Raw genomic sequence first — 17668 nt, forward strand, 5'->3', positions numbered from 1 at the left:
GCTGCCGAAGCGGCCAAGGATGCCGACCGCGCCACCCGTCAGGGCCTGACCGTGATCGACCGCACCACCGCCAGCATCGACACCCTCGCCGCCGACATGAGCGCGGCGATGATCCAGGTCGAAGGCCTGGCCGCCAACAGCGAGAAGATCGGCGCCGTGCTGGAAACCATCCGCGCCATCGCCGAGCAGACCAACCTGCTGGCGCTCAACGCCGCGATTGAAGCGGCGCGTGCCGGTGAAGCCGGACGCGGGTTTGCTGTGGTTGCCGACGAAGTGCGTAACCTTGCCCGCCGCACGCAAGAGTCGGTGGAGGAAACCCGTCAGGTGATCGAGCAACTGCAAAACGGCACGCAGGATGTGGTTGGCTCGATGGGCAACAGCCATCGTCAGGCGCAGGGCAGCGTCGAACAGGTTGGTCAGGCAGTCACTGCACTGCGGCAGATCGGCGATGCGGTGACGGTGATCAGCGACATGAACCTGCAGATCGCCAGTGCGGCTGAAGAACAGAGCGCGGTGGCTGAGGAGATCAATAACAACGTGGCGACGATCCGTGATGTGACGGAGTCGTTGTCCGGGCAGGCGAATGAATCGGCGCGGGTGAGTCAGTCGCTGAACAGTCTGGCAAATCAGCAGCAGAGTCTGATGGATCAGTTTCGGGTCTGACGGCCCATTGCAAAACCCAATGTGGGAGCGAGCCTGCTCGCGAAAGCGGTGTGTCAGTAAACGATGATGTGTCTGACCCGCCGCATTCGCGAGCAGGCTCGCTCCCAAAAGGGATTGGTGGTGTTTGGGTGATCAGCGTTTGGGCAGCTCAATCACCACCTTCAACCCGCCCCACTCACTCTCGCCCAACACCAGCAACCCGCCCCACGTGTCGACAATGTCGCGCACAATCCCCAATCCCAAACCATGTCCATGGGTCTGCTCATCCAGCCGCGTCCCACGACTGAACACCTGAGCGCGCTGATCCGCGGGAATCCCCGGCCCGTCATCCTCAACGCTCAGGGCATAGCCGTCGGTTCGCTCAATCACACTCAAGCGCACCTCGGCATCTGCCCATTTGCAGGCGTTGTCCAGCAGGTTGCCCAAAAGCTCCAGCAAATCCTCACGATCCCATGGCAACTGCAGACCTGTCGGCGCGACGTAACTCAGCGCCAGGTGTTCGCCATGGATCATGTTCAGCGTCGCCAGCAATCCCGGCAGTTCTGCATCGCAGTCAAACAATGCACCGGGCAGCGCATCACCGGACAGTCGCGCACGGTTCAGTTCGCGATTGAGCCGTTGCTGCACTTGCTCCAGTTGTTCTTTGAGGATCTTGCGCAGCTCGGGATGGCCTTCGAGTTTTTCGCTCGACGCCAGACTCAGCAACACCGCCAACGGCGTTTTCAACGCGTGCCCCAGATTGCCCAGCGCATTGCGCGAACGCTTGAGGCTGTCTTCAGTGTGTGCGAGCAGATGGTTGATCTGCGCCACCAGCGGCTCCAGCTCCACCGGTACTTGATCATCCAGTTGCGAACGCTGGCCCTGCTGCAATTGCGCAATCTGCTCGCGGGCCTTTTCCAGCGGTTTCAACGCGCGGCGCACGGTCAGCCGTTGCAAAAACAGAATCAGCAGCAATCCGGCCAGACCGAGACCGAGGCCGAGCTGGCGCATACGCTGGAAACTCTCGCGCACCGGGGTGTAATCCTGCGCAACGCTGATCGAAATTGACTGGCCCAAGCGTCGATAATCCGAACGCAGCACCAGCAACTGCTGACCGTCCGGGCCCAATTGCAGATTGCTGTGCAGGCCGGGCGTTTCCAGCAATGGCAGATCCTGATCCCACAACGAACGCGAACGCCAGTGGCTTTCAGCAAAATCTATACGGAAGTAATGCCCGGAAAACGGCCGCTGGTAGGCCGGCGACAGGTGTCGCTCATCCAGTTGCAAACCCTGCGGGCCGCGCACCAGTGCCACCAGCAGGCTTTCGCTGTCGTTGCGCAAGCCGGCTTCGAGGTAGCGCTGCAGGCCCACTTCGAACAACCACAGGCTGGTTTGCGCCAGCACCACGCCGACGACCACCATCACGCTGATCAACCCCAGGCTCAAACGGCGCTGGATTGACCTCACGAAGCTTGCCCGCCGAACAGGTAACCCTGGCCGCGACGGGTTTCGATCACGCTTTTGCCGAGCTTGCGGCGCAGGTGATTGACGTGGACTTCGAGGACGTTGGAGTCACGTTCGGTCTCGCCGTCGTAGAGGTGTTCGGCGAGGTGGCTTTTGGAGAGGATCTGCTCCGGATGGAGCATGAAATAACGCAACAGACGGAATTCGGCGGCGGTCAGTTGAATGTCGGCGCCGTCGCGGGTCACGCACTGACGGCCCTCGTCCAGATGCAGGCCGGCAGCCTTGAGCGTCGGTTGATTGGCCTGGCCCTTGGAGCGGCGCAGCAGCGACTGAACCCGCAAGTGCAGTTCTTCGGGGTGGAACGGTTTGGTCAGGTAATCATCGGCGCCGGCCTTCAAACCTTCGATGCGCTCGGCCCAGGAATCGCGTGCGGTGAGGATCAGCACCGGAATCGCCAGACCGCCCGCACGCCACTGCGCCAGCACCTCAAGCCCCGGCACGCCGGGCAAGCCGAGGTCGAGGATGATCAGGTCATAGGGCTCGCTGCTGCCCTGATACACCGCATCACGACCGTCGGCCAGCCAATCCACCGCGTAGCCTTGGCGTTGCAGGCCGGCGATCAATTCGTCAGCCAGCGGCACGTGGTCTTCCACCAGAAGCAAGCGCATCGATCAATCTTCCTTGTCTTTTACGAGTTCACCGGTATCGGCCTTAAGATGCAGCTCACGGGCGACACCTTCGACGGTCAGCAACTCGACTTCATAAATGTAGACGTCGTGTTTTTCTTCCAGCTCGACTTCCAGCAGTTTTGCACCCGGATAGCGATCCATGGCCTGCTGCAGCACTTGCTCCAGCGGCAAAATCACTCCGCGCTCACGCAGCTTCAGGGCTTCGTCCTGATCGAGGTCGCGGGCCATCGCCGCCGAGCAAAAAATCACGAACGCCAACGCAGTAGAGCTGGTGGCGCGAACATTAACCTTCATTACGTATCCTGATGATCCTTGAGAACCTGCCCGCTGACCGCGTCTAATTCCAGATCCCACTCCAGCCCCTGCGGATCACGCATTTCGACCTGGTAGATGTACTTGCCGTACTCCTCTTCCAGCTCGGTTTCGGTAATCGTCGAACCCGGGTGTCTGGCCAGTGCCGTGGCATTGAGCTTCTCGAAGGAGACGATAGTACCAGCGTCGCGCAGACGCAGGGCTTCATCCGGCCCCAGATCGCGTGCATGGGCGAGGCTGGCGGTCAGGCCGATGATCGAGGCGAGGGACAGGGCAGTCAGGGTTTTCATGGTGTCTCCGTAATTTTTATGTGTTGCGTACGGTGGGCACCTTAACGGGATGAACTTAACTGAAACTGAATGGCCATCATTGCTCTGCCTCAATACATATGCCCTCTGTAGGAGCGAGCCTGCTCGCGATGGCGGTGTATCAGACGCATCATTGCTCAATGACACACCGCTATCGCGAGCAGGCTCACTCCTACAAGGTTTTGCAACATGTGCTTATAATTGTTCGCTTGCTAACGATCGAGACCGGTATGACCGCCATCCACATCAAGTTCCCTGCCCTCACCCTCAAGGCCGGCCCGCGGGCCATGGCGCGGATTCGTGCCCAAGGCCTCAACGCTGCCGATGTCGGCACCTTGCCCGGCGCGGCCGGTGGGCCGAAGGCGTTGGGGATTCAGGGGCTGGATCTGGCACTGTTCGGTGAATGGCTGCCGAGCGCGCCGCGCGAGCGTTCGCTGATCGGTGCGTCGGTCGGTTCCTGGCGCTTCGCCAGCGCCTGCCTGCCGGACGCCGCCGAAGGCATCCGTCGTCTCGGGCACTTGTATGCCGAGCAGAATTTCAACAAAGGCGTGACCATGGCCGAGATCAGCCAGAGCTCGCAGCGCATGCTCAATGACCTGCTCGATGGCCGCGACGCGAGCATCCTGAGCAACGCCGATTACCGGTTGAACATCATGGTGGTCAAAAGCCAGGGCCGCCTCGCTGACGATCATCGCGGTCGCCTCGGGCTGGCGCTGGGATCGGTGATCGCCGACAACCTGCGGGGCCGCGCGCGGCTGTCGCGGCACTTCGAACGGCTGATCATCCACGATCCGCGCCTGGCGCCGCCGGTGCATGCGTTGAACGACTTCCCGTCGCGCTTCGTTGCCCTGAATGCCGGCAATCTGCGTCAGGCGCTGTTGGCCTCGGGCTCGATTCCTATGGTCATGGAAGGCGTGCGCGACTTGCCCGGCGCTGGTGCCGGGACGTTCCGCGATGGCGGTCTGCTCGACTATCACCTCGACCTGCCCTACAGCGGCGACGGCATCGTGCTCTATCCGCATTTCACCGATCGGGTGATTCCGGGCTGGTTCGACAAAACCCTGCCGTGGCGCCGCGCCTCGACCGAGCGCTTGCAGGATGTGCTGCTGCTCGCGCCGTCGAAGGAATATCTGGCGCGCCTGCCCTACGGCAAACTGCCCGACCGTAACGACTTCAAGCGTTTCATGGGCGATGCGCCGAGCCGACAGAAATACTGGCACGCGGCGATGGACGAGAGCCGCCGACTGGGCGATGAGTTTTTGGAACTGGCTGCCAACGGTCGCCTCGCCGAGCGCTTGCTGACCCTTTAGTCAGTGTTTTGCGCAGAGCTCTGGTAAACTCGCCGCCTGCCCGAATCGCTGCGGCGAACGCCATCTGAACAGAGCCGAAATCACTGTGGAAATCTTCAAAGAGTTTACTTTCGAATCCGCCCACCGCCTGCCGCACGTCCCGGACGGCCACAAGTGCGGGCGTTTGCACGGTCACTCGTTCAAAGTGGCGATTCACCTAAGCGGCGACCTCGATCCGCACACCGGCTGGATCCGTGACTTCTCCGAGATCAAGGCGATTTTCAAGCCGCTGTACGAGCGTCTGGATCACAACTACCTGAACGACATTCCCGGCCTGGAAAACCCGACCAGCGAAGTGCTGGCCAAATTCATCTGGAATGAAATGAAGCCGCTGTTGCCAGAACTGAGCGCAATCCGCATTCACGAGACTTGCACCAGCGGTTGCATCTATCGCGGCGAATAACGCAACGCTAATACCCATTGTAGGAGTGAGCCTGCTCGCGATAGCGGATTGACATTCAACATGGATGTCGGCTGATACACCGCTATCGCGAGCAGGCTCACTCCTACAAGGGATTGGTGTTTTGCCAGAGAACAGCCTTCACGGCTGTTTTTTTATGCCTATGCTTTTTGGCTCTCCACCCGCCAAGAGGACAGGCCCATGACGGACTGGCTGCTGGATCAGGTCTTTGCCTTCAACGGGCGACAAGTACGCCATGCCGTGCGCGGCGACGGTCCACCGCTGGTGTTTGTACATGGCACGCCGTTTTCGTCGTATGTGTGGCACCGCATCGCCCCGCACTTTTTCGCCACACACCGAGTGCATTATTTTGATCTGCTCGGCTACGGGCGTTCTGAACAACCGGACGCCGACGTGTCCCTCGGCGTGCAGAACGAGCTGTTGGCGCAGTTCCTCGATCATTGGAATATCCAGACCCCCGATGTCGTCGCCCATGATTTTGGTGGTGCCACGGCACTGCGCACGCACCTGCTCAACGGCAAGGATTACCGCAGCCTGACGCTGATCGATCCGGTGGCGCTGACACCCTGGGGCTCACCATTCGTGCAGCATGTACGCCAGCATGAAGCGGCGTTCAGTGGATTGCCCGACTACATCCAGCGCGCCATCGTACCGACCTACATTCGCGGGGCGATTCATCGCGACATTCCCGATGAAGAACTGGCACCCTACGTACAGCCGTGGCTCGGCGATCCGGGGCAAGCGGCGTTCTATCGGCAGATTGCGCAGATGGACGAGCGTTATACCCGTGAGGCCGAAACCCTGTACCCGAGCATCCGATGCCCGGTGCAGATTCTCTGGGGTGAAGACGATCAGTGGATTCCCATCGAACGGGGTCGTGCCTTGCATCAGATGATCCCCGGATCACAGTTCCACCCCATCGCCAACGCCGGGCACCTCGTCCAGGAAGACGCCCCCGAAGCGATCGTCGCCGCCCTGCTGCGCTTTCTCTGACAGCTCCCAAACGCCCCTGACACCGATCATTCCCACGCTCTGCGTGGGAATGCCTCAACGGACGCTCCGCGTTCGGCTTTGGAGTGGGACGCGGAGCGTCCCGGGCTGCATCCCCACGCGGAGCGTGGGAACGATCAATCAAAAGATCGCAGCCTTCGGCAGCTCCTGCATGGGGCTTCGGTGTGTTCAAGTGCACCGCTTTCGGGCCGAATATCGCTGTCTCGTCTATACATACCCGCAACTCCCGGTTTGGCACGACCACTGCAACCTCCCCCGCGTCTTCCCTCTCCCGCAAAGGACCGCCCCATGACGCAGAACGATCCCGGCAACGATTACCCCCTCAGCGAAGTCCCGATGCACGCGCGAAAAGGCCTGGCCTCGACCGCCATGGTGTTACTGGGATTCACGTTTTTCACCGCGACCATGTTTGCCGGCGGCAAGCTCGGCGTGGCCTTCAGTTTCGGCGAGATGATGGCGGTGATCATCGTCGGCAATCTGCTGCTAGGTTTGTACGCGGCAGGTTTGGGTTACATCGCTTTCAAAAGTGGCCTCAACTCAGTGCTGATGGGGCGTTTCTGCTTTGGAGAAGTCGGCAGCAAGCTCAGTGACCTGATCCTCGGCTTCACCCAGATCGGCTGGTACGCTTGGGGCACTGCGACGGCAGCGGTCGTGCTCGGCAAATATTTTGATCTGGATGAAGGCACCGTGCTCGGCCTGATGGTGCTCTTTGGCCTGGTGTTCTGCGCCACGGCGTACGTCGGTTATCGTGGTTTGGAGATTCTGTCGTATATCGCGGTACCAGCGATGATGTTGCTGCTGATGCTGTCGATGTGGGTGGCGACGGTGAAGGTCGGTGGCTTCGAAGGTTTGCTCAGCGTCGTGCCGAGCGGTTCGCTGGACTGGTCGACCGCGATCACATTGGTGTTCGGCACCTTCGTCAGTGGCGCCACGCAAGCGACCAACTGGACGCGGTTTTCCCGTTCGGCGCGGGTGGCGGTGCTGGCCAGCCTGATCGGTTTTTTCATCGGCAACGGTCTGATGGTACTGATCGGCGCGTACGGCGCCATCGTCTATCAGCAGCCGGACGTGGTTGAAGTGCTGCTGCTGCAAGGTTTCGCCATGGCCGCGATGGCCATGCTGTTGCTGAACATCTGGAGCACCCAGGACAACACCATCTACAACTTCGCCGTCGCTGGCTGCAATCTGCTGCGCACCAGCCGACGCAAAACCGTGACCCTCGCCGGCGCAGTGATCGGCACCCTGCTCGCGCTGTTGGGCATGTACGACATGCTGGTGCCGTATCTGATTTTGCTGGGCACGGTGATTCCACCGATTGGCGGGGTGATCATGGCCGACTTTTTCTATCGCTGGCGCGGCCACTACCCACGCCTGGCCGACGCACGGCTGCCGGCGTTCAACTGGCCGGGGCTCGGGGCTTACGGGGTCGGCACGGTTGCCGCGTTCAGTTCGCCGTGGGTCGCGCCGCTGGTAGGTATTGCCGCTGCCGCGCTAACGTATGTCATCGTCACCGGCCTGCTCGGCGCCCGCCGCGCCAGCGCGCCACTACAAGACCTATAAGAAGGATTCGCCTGATGCACATCATCAACGCCCGACTGCGCAACCAGGACGGTTTGCACGAATTGCACCTTGAAGACGGGCTGATCCGCAGCATCGCCCGCCAGACCGAGGCCCCTACCCTGGGCCCAGACGACCTCGACGCCAGCGGCAACCTGGTAGTGCCGCCCTTCGTCGAACCGCACATCCACCTCGACGCCACCCTCACCGCCGGCGAGCCGCGCTGGAACATGAGCGGCACGCTGTTCGAAGGCATCGAGTGCTGGGGCGAGCGCAAGGTCACCATCACCGAAGAAGACACCAAGACCCGCGCCAAGAAAACCATTCAGACCCTGGCCGCCCACGGTATCCAGCATGTGCGCACGCATGTCGATGTCACCGACCCGCAACTCACCGCACTCAAAGCCATGCTCGAAGTGCGCGAGGAGAGCCGTCACCTGATCGACCTGCAAATCGTCGCGTTCCCGCAGGAAGGCATCGAGTCGTTCCGCAACGGCCGTGAGCTGATGGAAGAAGCGATCCGCATGGGCGCCGACGTGGTTGGCGGGATCCCGCATTTCGAATACACCCGTGATCAAGGCGTCAGCTCGGTGAAGTTCCTGATGGACCTGGCCGAACGCACCGGTTGCCTGGTCGATGTGCATTGCGACGAAACCGATGATCCGCATTCACGCTTTCTCGAGGTGCTCGCCGAAGAAGCGCGCAGCCGTGACATGGGCGCCCTCGTCACCGCCAGCCACACCACGGCGATGGGCTCTTACGACAACGCCTACTGCGCCAAACTGTTCCGTCTTCTCGGCCATTCCGGGATCAGTTTTGTGTCCTGCCCGACCGAGAGCATTCACCTGCAAGGACGCTTCGACAACTTTCCGAAACGCCGTGGCGTGACCCGCGTCAACGAGCTGCTCGAAGCCGGGATGAACGTGTGTTTCGGCCAGGATTCCATCGTCGATCCGTGGTACCCGCTGGGCAACGGCAACATCCTGCGCGTGCTCGAAGCCGGGCTGCACATCTGCCACATGCTCGGCTACCGCAACCTGCAAAGTGCGCTGGATCTGGTGACCGACAACAGCGCCAAAGCCATGCACCTGGGCGAGCGTTACGGGCTGGAACAAGGCCGCCCGGCGAACCTGCTGATTCTGTCGGCGGACAGCGATTACGAGGTGATCCGCAGCCAGGGCCTGCCGCTGTATTCGATTCGTGGTGGTGAGGTGTTGATGAAACGGCAGATGCCGGTGGTGGAGTTCAGTACCAATCTGAGCTGAAAATGTTGTCGGGGCTTACGGCCTTATCGCCGGCAAGCCAGCTCCCACAATGATTTGTGATGGACAGGAAGCCCATGTTCAATACAAACCCTGTGGGAGCTGGCTTGCCAGCGATGGCGGCCTGGAGTTCAGCTCATGAGCTGAGCCGTACCGAATAATCTGACTCGCACTAATTCTCCCTGCTCTTCCTCAAGCAAAATCGGCGCAGTGCCACCGGGCATTACAACCTGCACCTCTCCTGCATCGACCCAACCGACCCGCCACGCGGCCGAGGCCACTGCGCTGGCGCTGGTGCCGGAGGACGCCGTCGGGCCTTCGCCGCGCTCAAACACACGCGCGACGATACGTTGCTTTGATTCGCGCACGGCCCATTGCAGATTGATGCCCGCCGGGCAGGGTTGTCCGGCGCCGGTCGGCATGGCGTAGGCGATTCGGGTCAGGTCTTCGTTCAGTGGTGATTCACGCATTCTCTCGTTAGTGGGCAACGCGGTCTTGTCGCCGAGCAGTGTCACGCAATGCGGATTGCCGATGCGTACGAACTGGCTGTGGGTCCATGCGGGATCGAGTTGCGCCAAGGCTTGCACATGACTCACCTCCCGACCGTTTAAGTCGACACTTTCGACGTTCTGCGCGCCCACGCAAAACGGCCCGAAACCGGGCTGACCGAGATCCAGCCAAAAACCTTTCATCCCTTCTACCTCGGCAGGTTTCACCGAGGTCTCCACCGGTTGACCCTTGTCATGATGCACGCGCAACAGTGCGCCCTCCTCCGGCAGTAAACCTTGCTCGGTCAGCGCCTGAGAAAAAATCGTCAGGCCGTTGCCACTGCGCTCGGCAAGCGTGCCGTCGGTGTTGACGATCAACACATCAAAGGGCGGCGAGGTCTGGAAAGGGCCGATCAGCAGGCCGTCACTGCGGTGGGATTTGCTGTTCGCGGGCCGTTGACCTTCGGGCCAGTCACAGCAGAGTTTGATTGCAGCCCTGCTCCACGACTGACGCGACGCTGCGCAAGCAGTGGCACTCGCGGCCAGATCGATACCTGCCCCGCGCAGCGCTTCGGGCGAAACCACGCCATAGATATTGCCCCGTGCGTTGTAGAACTGCGTCATGAACCGGCTCTCGTTTTCGAATATCCAAAGGCGCCACTGTAAAACGCAATCCCTTGTGGGAGCGAGCCTGCTCGCGAAAGCGCGGGGTCAGGCAACATTTTTTCTGACTGAAATACCGCTTTCGCGAGCAGGCTCGCTCCCACAGGTTAGGATGTCGACTGCACAGCCCCGAGACCTGCGATCGAACCTCGACGCACAATCACTGTCCTTCGGGGACGCGATGTTTTTTGCCAAGGATTGATATGACCAGCCTCACCTCCCAAGACACCTTCGTCCCCGGACGCCTGCAACAGATGTCTACGCGCATCGCCTTCTTCATCGCTGGACTCGGCATTGCCGCGTGGGCGCCACTGGTGCCGTACGCCAAGGCCCGGGCCGGGCTCGATGAGGGCACGTTGGGTCTGTTGCTTTTGTGTCTGGGGGTCGGTTCGATTCTGGCGATGCCCATGGCGGGGATTCTTGCGACCCGGTTCGGCTGTCGTCGGGTCGCCACCGGTGGCACCTTGCTGATCTGCGCGGCGTTGCCATTGCTGGCGACGGTGTCGTCGATCCCGGCGCTGATCGCCACGCTGTTCATGTTCGGCGCCGGGCTCGGCACGGTGGATTCGACGGTGAACCTGCAAGCGGTGATCGTCGAGCGCGCCAGCGGCAAGAACATGATGTCGGGCTTTCACGGCTTGTTCAGTCTGGGTGGGATTGTCGGCGCGGCGGGCGTGAGTGCCCTGCTCGGCCTCGGCCTGTCACCGCTGGGTGCGATGCTGGTGGTGGTGGCCGTGCTGATTGCCGCGTTGTTCAAATGCGTGCCGCACATGTTGCCCTACGGCAGTGAAAGCTCGGGCCCGGCGTTCGCGGTGCCTCACGGCATCGTGCTGTTTATCGGTGGGATGTGCTTCATCGTGTTCCTCACCGAAGGCGCCGCGCTGGACTGGAGTGCGGTGTTTCTGGCGCAGGAACGTGGGATCGACACGGCGTATGCGGGGTTGGGTTACGCGGCATTTGCCCTGACCATGACGGCTGGGCGCTTGATGGGTGACCGGATTGTGCGGATTGTCGGTGCGACGCGGATCATTTTGTTTGGCGGTCTGTTGGCCGCGGCCGGGCTGTTTCTGGCGACGTTCGCGCCGAGCTGGGAAGCCGCGCTGGTCGGTTATGCGCTGGTCGGTGCGGGATGCTCGAATATCGTGCCGGTGCTGTATACGGCAGTGGGCAAGCAGACGGTGATGCCGGAGAGTATTGCGGTGCCGGCGATTACGACGTTGGGTTATGCGGGGATTCTGGCGGGGCCGGCGGTGATTGGGTTTGTTGCGCATGCGAGCAGTTTGAGTTTTGCTTTCGGGCTGATGGCGGTGTTGCTGGTGGCGGTGGCTATTGGTGGGAAGGTGTTGAGGGTCTGAATCGTTGGGGGGGTTGGGGTTTGGGGTTGTGAGCATATCCGGTGCTGCGGGTGTTGCTGATTAGGGTTCCGCCCTTACGGCGGGTCACTTTTGGCAAACGCCCCAAAAGTAACCAAAAGGGCTGCTCCCTGACGTACGGCACTTCGCTTAGGCTCAGTGTTCCCTCGCTACGGCGTCCATCCGGGGGCATCGCCTCCGGTTTGCTTCGCTGCACCTCCTCTCGATGTGTTTGGCTTCGCCAAACGGCGCTGCGCGCCTACCCCGGATGAACACCTCCGCTCGGCCTGCCGATGGGCCTGAGGATCAAGATCAAGAGCCAGATCAAAGGCCAGATCAACAGCCAGATCAACAGCCAGATCAACAGCCAGATCAACAGCCAGATCAACAGCCAGATCAACAGCCAGATCAACAGCCAGATCAAAAGCCCCTCACCCTAGCCCTCTCCCGGAGGGAGAGGGGACTGACCGAGGTGTTTGGGAGAGCTACACCGACATGAAATACCGAGTCGAACTCAAATTCTGAAAGATTCACAAATCGGCTCCCTCTCCTAGGGGAGAGGGCTGGGGTGAGGGGCAAACCCACCACAAAACCAAAGCCAACCGCACGCTTCTCACCACTCACCACAATGAGCGTTAGCTCAAGTACCGCTCTTGATCTTCACCACTCAACACAATGAGCGTTAGCTCGAGTACCGCTCTTGATCTCAGCGCCCGTCGGAAGGCTGAGCGGAGGGATTGATCCGGGGTGGGAGCGCAGCGACCGTTTGGCGCAGCCAAACACATCGAGAGGAGGTGCAGCGCAGCAAACCGGAGGCGATGACCCCCGGATCAATCCCGCAGCGAAGGAACCCGAGCCACAGCGAGGGCCGTACGTCAGGGTAAAGCCTTTTTGGTTACTTTTTCGGCGTCTGGAAAAAGTGACCCGCCGTAAGGGCGGAACCCTAAGCCGCCATAACCGCAGCAACGGATATGCCCCCAATCAAAACCCAACACTAGCCTGAACAAAGAACGTCCGAGGCGCCCCCACATACATCCCCGAATTGTTATCGCTCGAACGCGTAAAGTACTGCTTGTCAAAAACGTTCTTCACCCCCGCCCCCAACTTCAAGTTAGAAACCTGAGGCCCAAAGTCATACCCCCCACGCACATTCCAGGTCACATACCCCGGAATATCGCCGTACTGCCCATCCGCCGTGCCGTCAGTGATGTAATTGCCGTTAAAGCTGCCATCAGCATTCACCCCGGTACCCGGCGAACGCTGTTTCGACTGGGCAAACCCATCAATGTTGTAAGTCCAGCGATTCACGTCATACCGCAAACCAACCGTCGCCACCTGACGCGAATAAAACGGCAGATCACGCCCCTTGAACCCCGGAATCTCGCCTTCATACGTCGCGCGGGTGTAAGTAAACCCGGCATTAGCAGTCAAGCCATCCAGACGCGGATCCAACGCCGCCATATCGTAATGCACCGACGCCTCAATCCCCTGGTGCTTGGTCGCACCCAGATTGGTCCAACCCACATCGTTACTGATGTACTGCAGTTCGTCGTCGAAGTCGATGTAGAACAGCGTCACTTCCCCGCCCCACACGTCATCGTTGTAGCGCGTACCGATCTCGTAAGTCTTGGCCTTTTCCGGCTCAAGACCGTTGGCCGTCTGGTCGCCCGAGCCGCCCTGCCCCAGTTGGAAATACTGCAGGCTGCCAAACGACGTTTCGTAGTTGGCGAACAGCTTCCACGCATCCGACAAGTGATACATCACGCTCAGCGCCGGCAGCGGTTCGTTGCTTTCGATGCTGCGGTTTTTCTCCTGCACTGGTTTGCCCGCCGTATCGAGCACGGCGCGATCGTGCCAGTCAGTGCTGATGTGTTCAAAGCGAATACCCGGGGTGATCGTCCAGTTGCCGACGTCGATCTTGTTGTCGATGTAGACCGAGTTGGCTTCGGTGCCGCCCGTGCGGTCCTGGAACACATGGCCATCGGACGTTGGTGTGAGCACCGGCTGATTGTTGACCAGCGCCACACGGCTCGACTGCTCGTGCATCGCCTCTTTCAGATAGCGATAACCGACGCTGACTTCCTGCGTGGTCGGGCCGACATCAAAGACACGCGATACGCGCGGCTCGATACCCAGCGTGTAGTACGAACGTGGGTACGAGCTGAGGGTTTTCTGGTCGCGGGCGGCGATCGTGCTGCCACGGAAGCTGTCGGTGTAGTAGGTGAGGATTTCTGCCTGAGTGCGTTCGTCGATCTGGCGGATCCACTTGAACGACACGTCTTTGCGCCGCCCCGTGAATTGGTCGTAGTCACGCACCGAGTCGTACGGGTTGTCGTCGTACTGCTTTTGCGTGAGACCGCCGGGCATGTCGGCGCTGGCGTCGTAGTAATGGAAATTGAGGCTGAAATCGTCCTGATCGGTCGGAGCCCAATGGGTCTTGAGCAGTACGTCGTCGATGTCGTTACCGTTATTGCGCTCGCGATAACCGTTGCCGTTGACGCCCGAGTACAGCAACGCCACGCCCATGCCGTTATCGGCAGTGCCGCCGAGGAATGCGGTGTCGATGTGCTTCCAGCCGCCGTACTGAGTGGTTTCCAGCGTGGTGCCGATTTCACCGGTGGTTTCTTCCGGAATGGCCCGAGTGACGAAGTTGATCACGCCGCCGACGTTTTGCGGCCCGTAACGCACGGACCCGGCGCCGCGGACCACGTCGATGCTGTCGAGGTTGCCGGAGGAAATCGGCGCCATCGACAGTTGTGGTTGACCGTATGGGGCAAACGCCGCCGGCACGCCGTCGATCAGCACAGTCGAGCGTGGCGACAGGCGCGAAGTCAGGCCGCGCACACCAACGTTGAGGGAAATGTCGCTGCCACCGGTGCCGTTGGAGTCCTGCACCTGCACACCTGGCACCCGCTTTAACACATCACTGACGTTCATCGCGCCCTGCTCGACCATCGCTTCGCGGCGGATCACCGTGCGTGCGCCAGGGTGGTTCTGCACCACGGCGGCGTTGGCGTCGCCCAGCCAGTCGCCGACCACTTTGATGTCGGTCACGCCCAGTTCCAGCGGGCCATTGCTGGCAGCGGAAGTCGCCGCGGGCGACAGGGTCACCGACCCTTCGTTGATCTGATAATCCAGACCGCTGCCTTGCAGCAATTGGCGCAGCGCCTGTTCCGGAGAGATGTCGCCATCCACCGCTGGGGCTTGTTTACCGGCGACCAGATCGGGACTGAAAAACACTTGCAGCGAAGTCTGCTGACCCAGTTCGCTCAGGGCCTGGCCCAGTGGCTGGGCGCGGATATGAATGGCGTCGGCAGCGTATGCCAGAGGCATGGCAGCGTTGACCGCCAGCGCAAGGGCCAGCGGCAACCAAGGGGATTTTTTGTTGTTGGCGGTGGTGGTCTTCACGTCGAACGTAGTCCTGTGGATCGCAAGAGTGTGCGGCTGTTAATGCAAACCAGTTGCAGTTGAACAGGAAGACGATGAACTCGAAAAAAACCTGAATTTTATTTTGAAATTATTTCCTGACTGCCATCGGCGAGGGTGCGAACGGCCACCGGCAGGATGCTCGGCAAGGCCTTGAGCAAGGCGTCGGTGTTGTCGGATTTGAACACGCTGGTCAGGCGCAGATTGGCCACGGTCGGGTTGGCGACGGTCAATGGTTTTTCGCGATAACGCGACACTTCGGCGGCGACTTCGCTGAGGCTGGCGTTGTTGAACACCAGTTTGCCGCCGCGCCAAGCCGTCAGTTCGGCCGGATTGACCGCATAGGCCGCCGCGACTTTGCCCTGCGCATCGACGTAACTGCCAAGGCCCGCAGTCAGGCTGATGAACTCATTGTCCGGCGCATGACGCCCCTGCACCTTGACCGTGCCCTGCTCCACCGCGACACGGGTTTGCGTGACATCGCGGCGCACATCGAAGCGCGTGCCGGTGACCGTGACCTTGCCGCTGCCGGCCTCGACCACGAAGGGCCGGGCGCTGTCGTGCTGGACGCTGAACATCGCCTCGCCTTCAGTCAGCTCGATCAGCCGGCGATCCTTCTCAAAGCGCACCTGCAAGCGGCTGCGACTGTTCAGATCGATCACCGAGCCATCCGGCAGCGCCACATGCTTGCGCTCACCCAGCGCCGTGGCGAACTCGGCGCTGTAGCCCGACGGATGATTCAAACCGCTGAACAGCCCGAGCCCAAGCGCCACCGCCAGCACACTGGCCGCCATTGCGTAGCGCAGCAGCGGACGCCGTTCGCGACGGCTCGGTGGCGTATCGATAAGAGCTTTGAGCCGTGGCGCCGGCAGCAGATCCGCCGCTGACCACAAGCCCTGCAACAACTGAAATTCGGCACGGTGCTGCGGATGTTCATTCAGCCAGGCATCGAAGCGCTGCTGCTCGTCGGCACTGACAGCCGACTCCTGCAAACGCACAAACCAGCGAGCCGCATCATCGCGCACCGTTGTTTGCCCGCACGCGCAATCACGAGTATCCATCATGGAATGTCCTGTTTGGCTGGGGATGAAAAAGCACGGCCGCTCATGACTGCAACCCGTCGAGGCGATCACGCAGATGCCGCAGGGTGCGGATCATATACTTTTCGACCATGTTCTTGGACAGCCCCAGGCGTTCGGCGATTTCTGCCTGGGTCAGGCCCTCGATCTTCTGCCAGACGAAAATTTTCCGGCAATTGACCGGCAGCTCGGCGAGCGCCCGTTCGATGGAGTCGGCCAGCTGGATCGCATGCATGTAATGCTCCGGGTCGCCGGACGACGACTGACCGTGATCGATTGCCTCCGACTCCATGGCACCGCGCCGATCCTCGCGCCGATAGCCATCGACCGCAATATTGCGTGCGGTCTGATGCAAATACGCCCGGGGCTGCTGCACCGCTGTCGAATCGGACTCAAGCACCCGCACAAAGGTGTCGTGCGCCAGATCCTCGGCCTGCGCGCGATTGCGCAGGCGACGAGTCCAGGTGCCGATCAACTCTTCGTAATGCTCGAAAAAGCCGGGTCTGCGGGGACGCATGGGGGTATGAGTGGCGTGCTGAGGAAAGGGCGTGAATAGTAATGCTTCCTATTAAGGCCGGCAATTTATTCCTTGGCGCACCGCAACGAGAACAGATCGCCGCTCATTTGTCCTGATCAGGATCGACAACGCCGAAACAGCCAGTCGGCGGCTGCAAATACAAATAAAGCGGATTGACCAACAAGTGCGCATCACCGCAGGTGATCAGGTGCATGTGGTCGCTGTAGGTGTTGATCAGGTGCTGGATTCTCGGGGCGATGTACTGATGAATACCCGTACGCAATTCCATCCCGGCGCGGTAGTACGTCGAGTAGAGCTCCTTGAATTTGGCACCGTCGGTGGAGGGAATCGGCTTGACCGTCGAGGAGGAACTGACAAACGCCTGGAATTTCTCGAACGCGGATTTTTCCCCGACAAAAGGCTTGGCGAAATCGACGATGGCCTGGTACTCGGCTTTGAGAAAACCCATTTCGGCCACTCGTGCGCTGTCCCCCAGCACGCCCTTGATCAAACCGACGGACACCGCACTGGGAAAGCAATTGGCGTTGTTCATGTAATTTTTCATCAGGTTTTCGATGATCGGAAAAACTTCATGCTCCCAACCGAAGACCTTGCCATTTGTGAACACGGGCCCGAACAGCGGCGGTACCGATTGCAGCGAGACCGCGCGCGGATACTGCTCGACATGGCAGACAATCTTGTTGGCCTCAATCAGCGGCTGGAAGAAATTCGCCCAGACACCGCGAGCCGCCCATTGAAAAGGCGGCTCACGGTGAGCATCCCCGGTGAGAAAAATCATCGGGTCATACTCATCCGGAAATTGCTCGGCGGCCGCGGCCAGTTCCTCAGCGCGCTCGTCCGACATCAATACACCTTTGTCGATCCACCAGTTTCCTTTCCGATCGCCCATGAGCATGCCCCTGTCAGTCCATTGTGGTTAGCGCCCGCTCTCTCACCCTAGTCGGCCTCCGGCGGGTTTTCCATCGCGAGGCGTAAAGGGTCGAACAGGGACGAGTGAATGACCACAGACAAATGTGGGAGCGGGCTTGCCCGCGAAAGCGCTGGGTCAGTCGACATCTCTGGTGACTGACACGACGCCTTCGCGAGCAAGCCCGCTCCCACAGGGTT

At 60.6% G+C, this 17668-nt stretch carries 16 protein-coding genes and 1 pseudogene; 8 read left to right on the forward strand and 9 right to left on the reverse strand.

Annotated features, from left to right (window positions below):
* Positions 1 to 69: 69 nt before the first annotated feature.
* Positions 70 to 663, forward strand: a pseudogene (locus tag ACVVH8_RS19635) (methyl-accepting chemotaxis protein); the annotation flags it as partial.
* A 132-nt stretch (positions 664 to 795) separates the two neighbouring features.
* Here the strand turns inward: ACVVH8_RS19635 and ACVVH8_RS19640 are convergent.
* The 4 genes from ACVVH8_RS19640 to ACVVH8_RS19655 are packed head-to-tail and all read right to left on the reverse strand — an operon-like array spanning position 796 to position 3397.
* Entirely contained in the window at positions 796 to 2109 is a 1314-nt protein-coding gene (locus ACVVH8_RS19640) for a sensor histidine kinase (protein WP_475225770.1), read from the reverse strand.
* Entirely contained in the window at positions 2106 to 2774 is a 669-nt protein-coding gene (locus ACVVH8_RS19645; protein ID WP_103307333.1) for a response regulator transcription factor, read from the reverse strand. The genes ACVVH8_RS19640 and ACVVH8_RS19645 overlap by 4 nt, the downstream gene beginning before the upstream one ends.
* Before the next feature lie 3 nt (positions 2775 to 2777).
* On the reverse strand, positions 2778 to 3089 hold the full coding sequence (locus tag ACVVH8_RS19650; protein WP_103307332.1) for a PepSY domain-containing protein: 312 nt from the start codon (positions 3087 to 3089) through the stop codon (positions 2778 to 2780).
* Positions 3089 to 3397, reverse strand: a complete 309-nt coding sequence (locus tag ACVVH8_RS19655) for a PepSY domain-containing protein (RefSeq protein WP_123529487.1) — start codon at positions 3395 to 3397, stop codon at positions 3089 to 3091. The genes ACVVH8_RS19650 and ACVVH8_RS19655 overlap by 1 nt, the downstream gene beginning before the upstream one ends.
* Positions 3398 to 3645: 248 nt before the next feature.
* Here ACVVH8_RS19655 and ACVVH8_RS19660 point away from each other — a divergent pair, with 248 nt between their 5' ends.
* From ACVVH8_RS19660 to codA, 5 genes are all read left to right on the forward strand, one after another.
* The gene (locus ACVVH8_RS19660) at positions 3646 to 4725 is read left to right on the forward strand and encodes a patatin-like phospholipase family protein (RefSeq protein WP_475225772.1); all 1080 of its coding nucleotides are present in this window, start codon (positions 3646 to 3648) and stop codon (positions 4723 to 4725) included.
* An 85-nt stretch (positions 4726 to 4810) separates the two neighbouring features.
* Complete coding sequence (gene queD, locus ACVVH8_RS19665; protein WP_003223505.1) at positions 4811 to 5167, forward strand: 6-carboxytetrahydropterin synthase QueD; 357 nt, start codon at positions 4811 to 4813, stop codon at positions 5165 to 5167.
* Positions 5168 to 5365: 198 nt separating this feature from the next.
* The gene (locus tag ACVVH8_RS19670) at positions 5366 to 6178 is read left to right on the forward strand and encodes an alpha/beta fold hydrolase (protein WP_475225774.1); all 813 of its coding nucleotides are present in this window, start codon (positions 5366 to 5368) and stop codon (positions 6176 to 6178) included.
* 306 nt (positions 6179 to 6484) lie between these two features.
* Positions 6485 to 7756 (forward strand): cytosine permease, encoded by a 1272-nt coding sequence (gene codB, locus ACVVH8_RS19675; RefSeq protein WP_475225777.1) that lies wholly within the window; start codon positions 6485 to 6487, stop codon positions 7754 to 7756.
* A 14-nt stretch (positions 7757 to 7770) separates the two neighbouring features.
* Positions 7771 to 9018: a cytosine deaminase gene (gene codA, locus ACVVH8_RS19680; protein ID WP_212809700.1), complete on the forward strand. Its 1248-nt coding sequence runs from the start codon at positions 7771 to 7773 to the stop codon at positions 9016 to 9018.
* 128 nt (positions 9019 to 9146) lie between these two features.
* Here the strand turns inward: codA and ACVVH8_RS19685 are convergent, their stop codons facing one another.
* Positions 9147 to 10127 (reverse strand): diaminopimelate epimerase, encoded by a 981-nt coding sequence (locus tag ACVVH8_RS19685; RefSeq protein WP_475225779.1) that lies wholly within the window; start codon positions 10125 to 10127, stop codon positions 9147 to 9149.
* Positions 10128 to 10369: 242 nt separating this feature from the next.
* Here ACVVH8_RS19685 and ACVVH8_RS19690 point away from each other — a divergent pair, with 242 nt between their 5' ends.
* The gene (locus ACVVH8_RS19690; RefSeq protein WP_212809704.1) at positions 10370 to 11521 is read left to right on the forward strand and encodes an MFS transporter; all 1152 of its coding nucleotides are present in this window, start codon (positions 10370 to 10372) and stop codon (positions 11519 to 11521) included.
* 290 nt (positions 11522 to 11811) lie between these two features.
* The gene (locus ACVVH8_RS19695; protein ID WP_475225781.1) at positions 11812 to 11958 is read left to right on the forward strand and encodes a hypothetical protein; all 147 of its coding nucleotides are present in this window, start codon (positions 11812 to 11814) and stop codon (positions 11956 to 11958) included.
* 541 nt (positions 11959 to 12499) lie between these two features.
* Here the strand turns inward: ACVVH8_RS19695 and ACVVH8_RS19700 are convergent.
* From ACVVH8_RS19700 to ACVVH8_RS19715, 4 genes are all read right to left on the reverse strand, one after another.
* Positions 12500 to 14926, reverse strand: a complete 2427-nt coding sequence (locus ACVVH8_RS19700) for a TonB-dependent siderophore receptor (protein ID WP_475225784.1) — start codon at positions 14924 to 14926, stop codon at positions 12500 to 12502.
* A 98-nt stretch (positions 14927 to 15024) separates the two neighbouring features.
* On the reverse strand, positions 15025 to 16008 hold the full coding sequence (locus ACVVH8_RS19705; protein ID WP_475225786.1) for a FecR family protein: 984 nt from the start codon (positions 16006 to 16008) through the stop codon (positions 15025 to 15027).
* A gap of 40 nt (positions 16009 to 16048) precedes the next feature.
* Entirely contained in the window at positions 16049 to 16540 is a 492-nt protein-coding gene (locus tag ACVVH8_RS19710; RefSeq protein WP_475225788.1) for a sigma-70 family RNA polymerase sigma factor, read from the reverse strand.
* Positions 16541 to 16643: 103 nt separating this feature from the next.
* Positions 16644 to 17450, reverse strand: a complete 807-nt coding sequence (locus tag ACVVH8_RS19715) for a hypothetical protein (RefSeq protein ID WP_475225791.1) — start codon at positions 17448 to 17450, stop codon at positions 16644 to 16646.
* Between the last annotated feature and the right edge of the window lie 218 nt (positions 17451 to 17668).

The organism is Pseudomonas trutticola BRTCR10 (assembly GCF_056155105.1).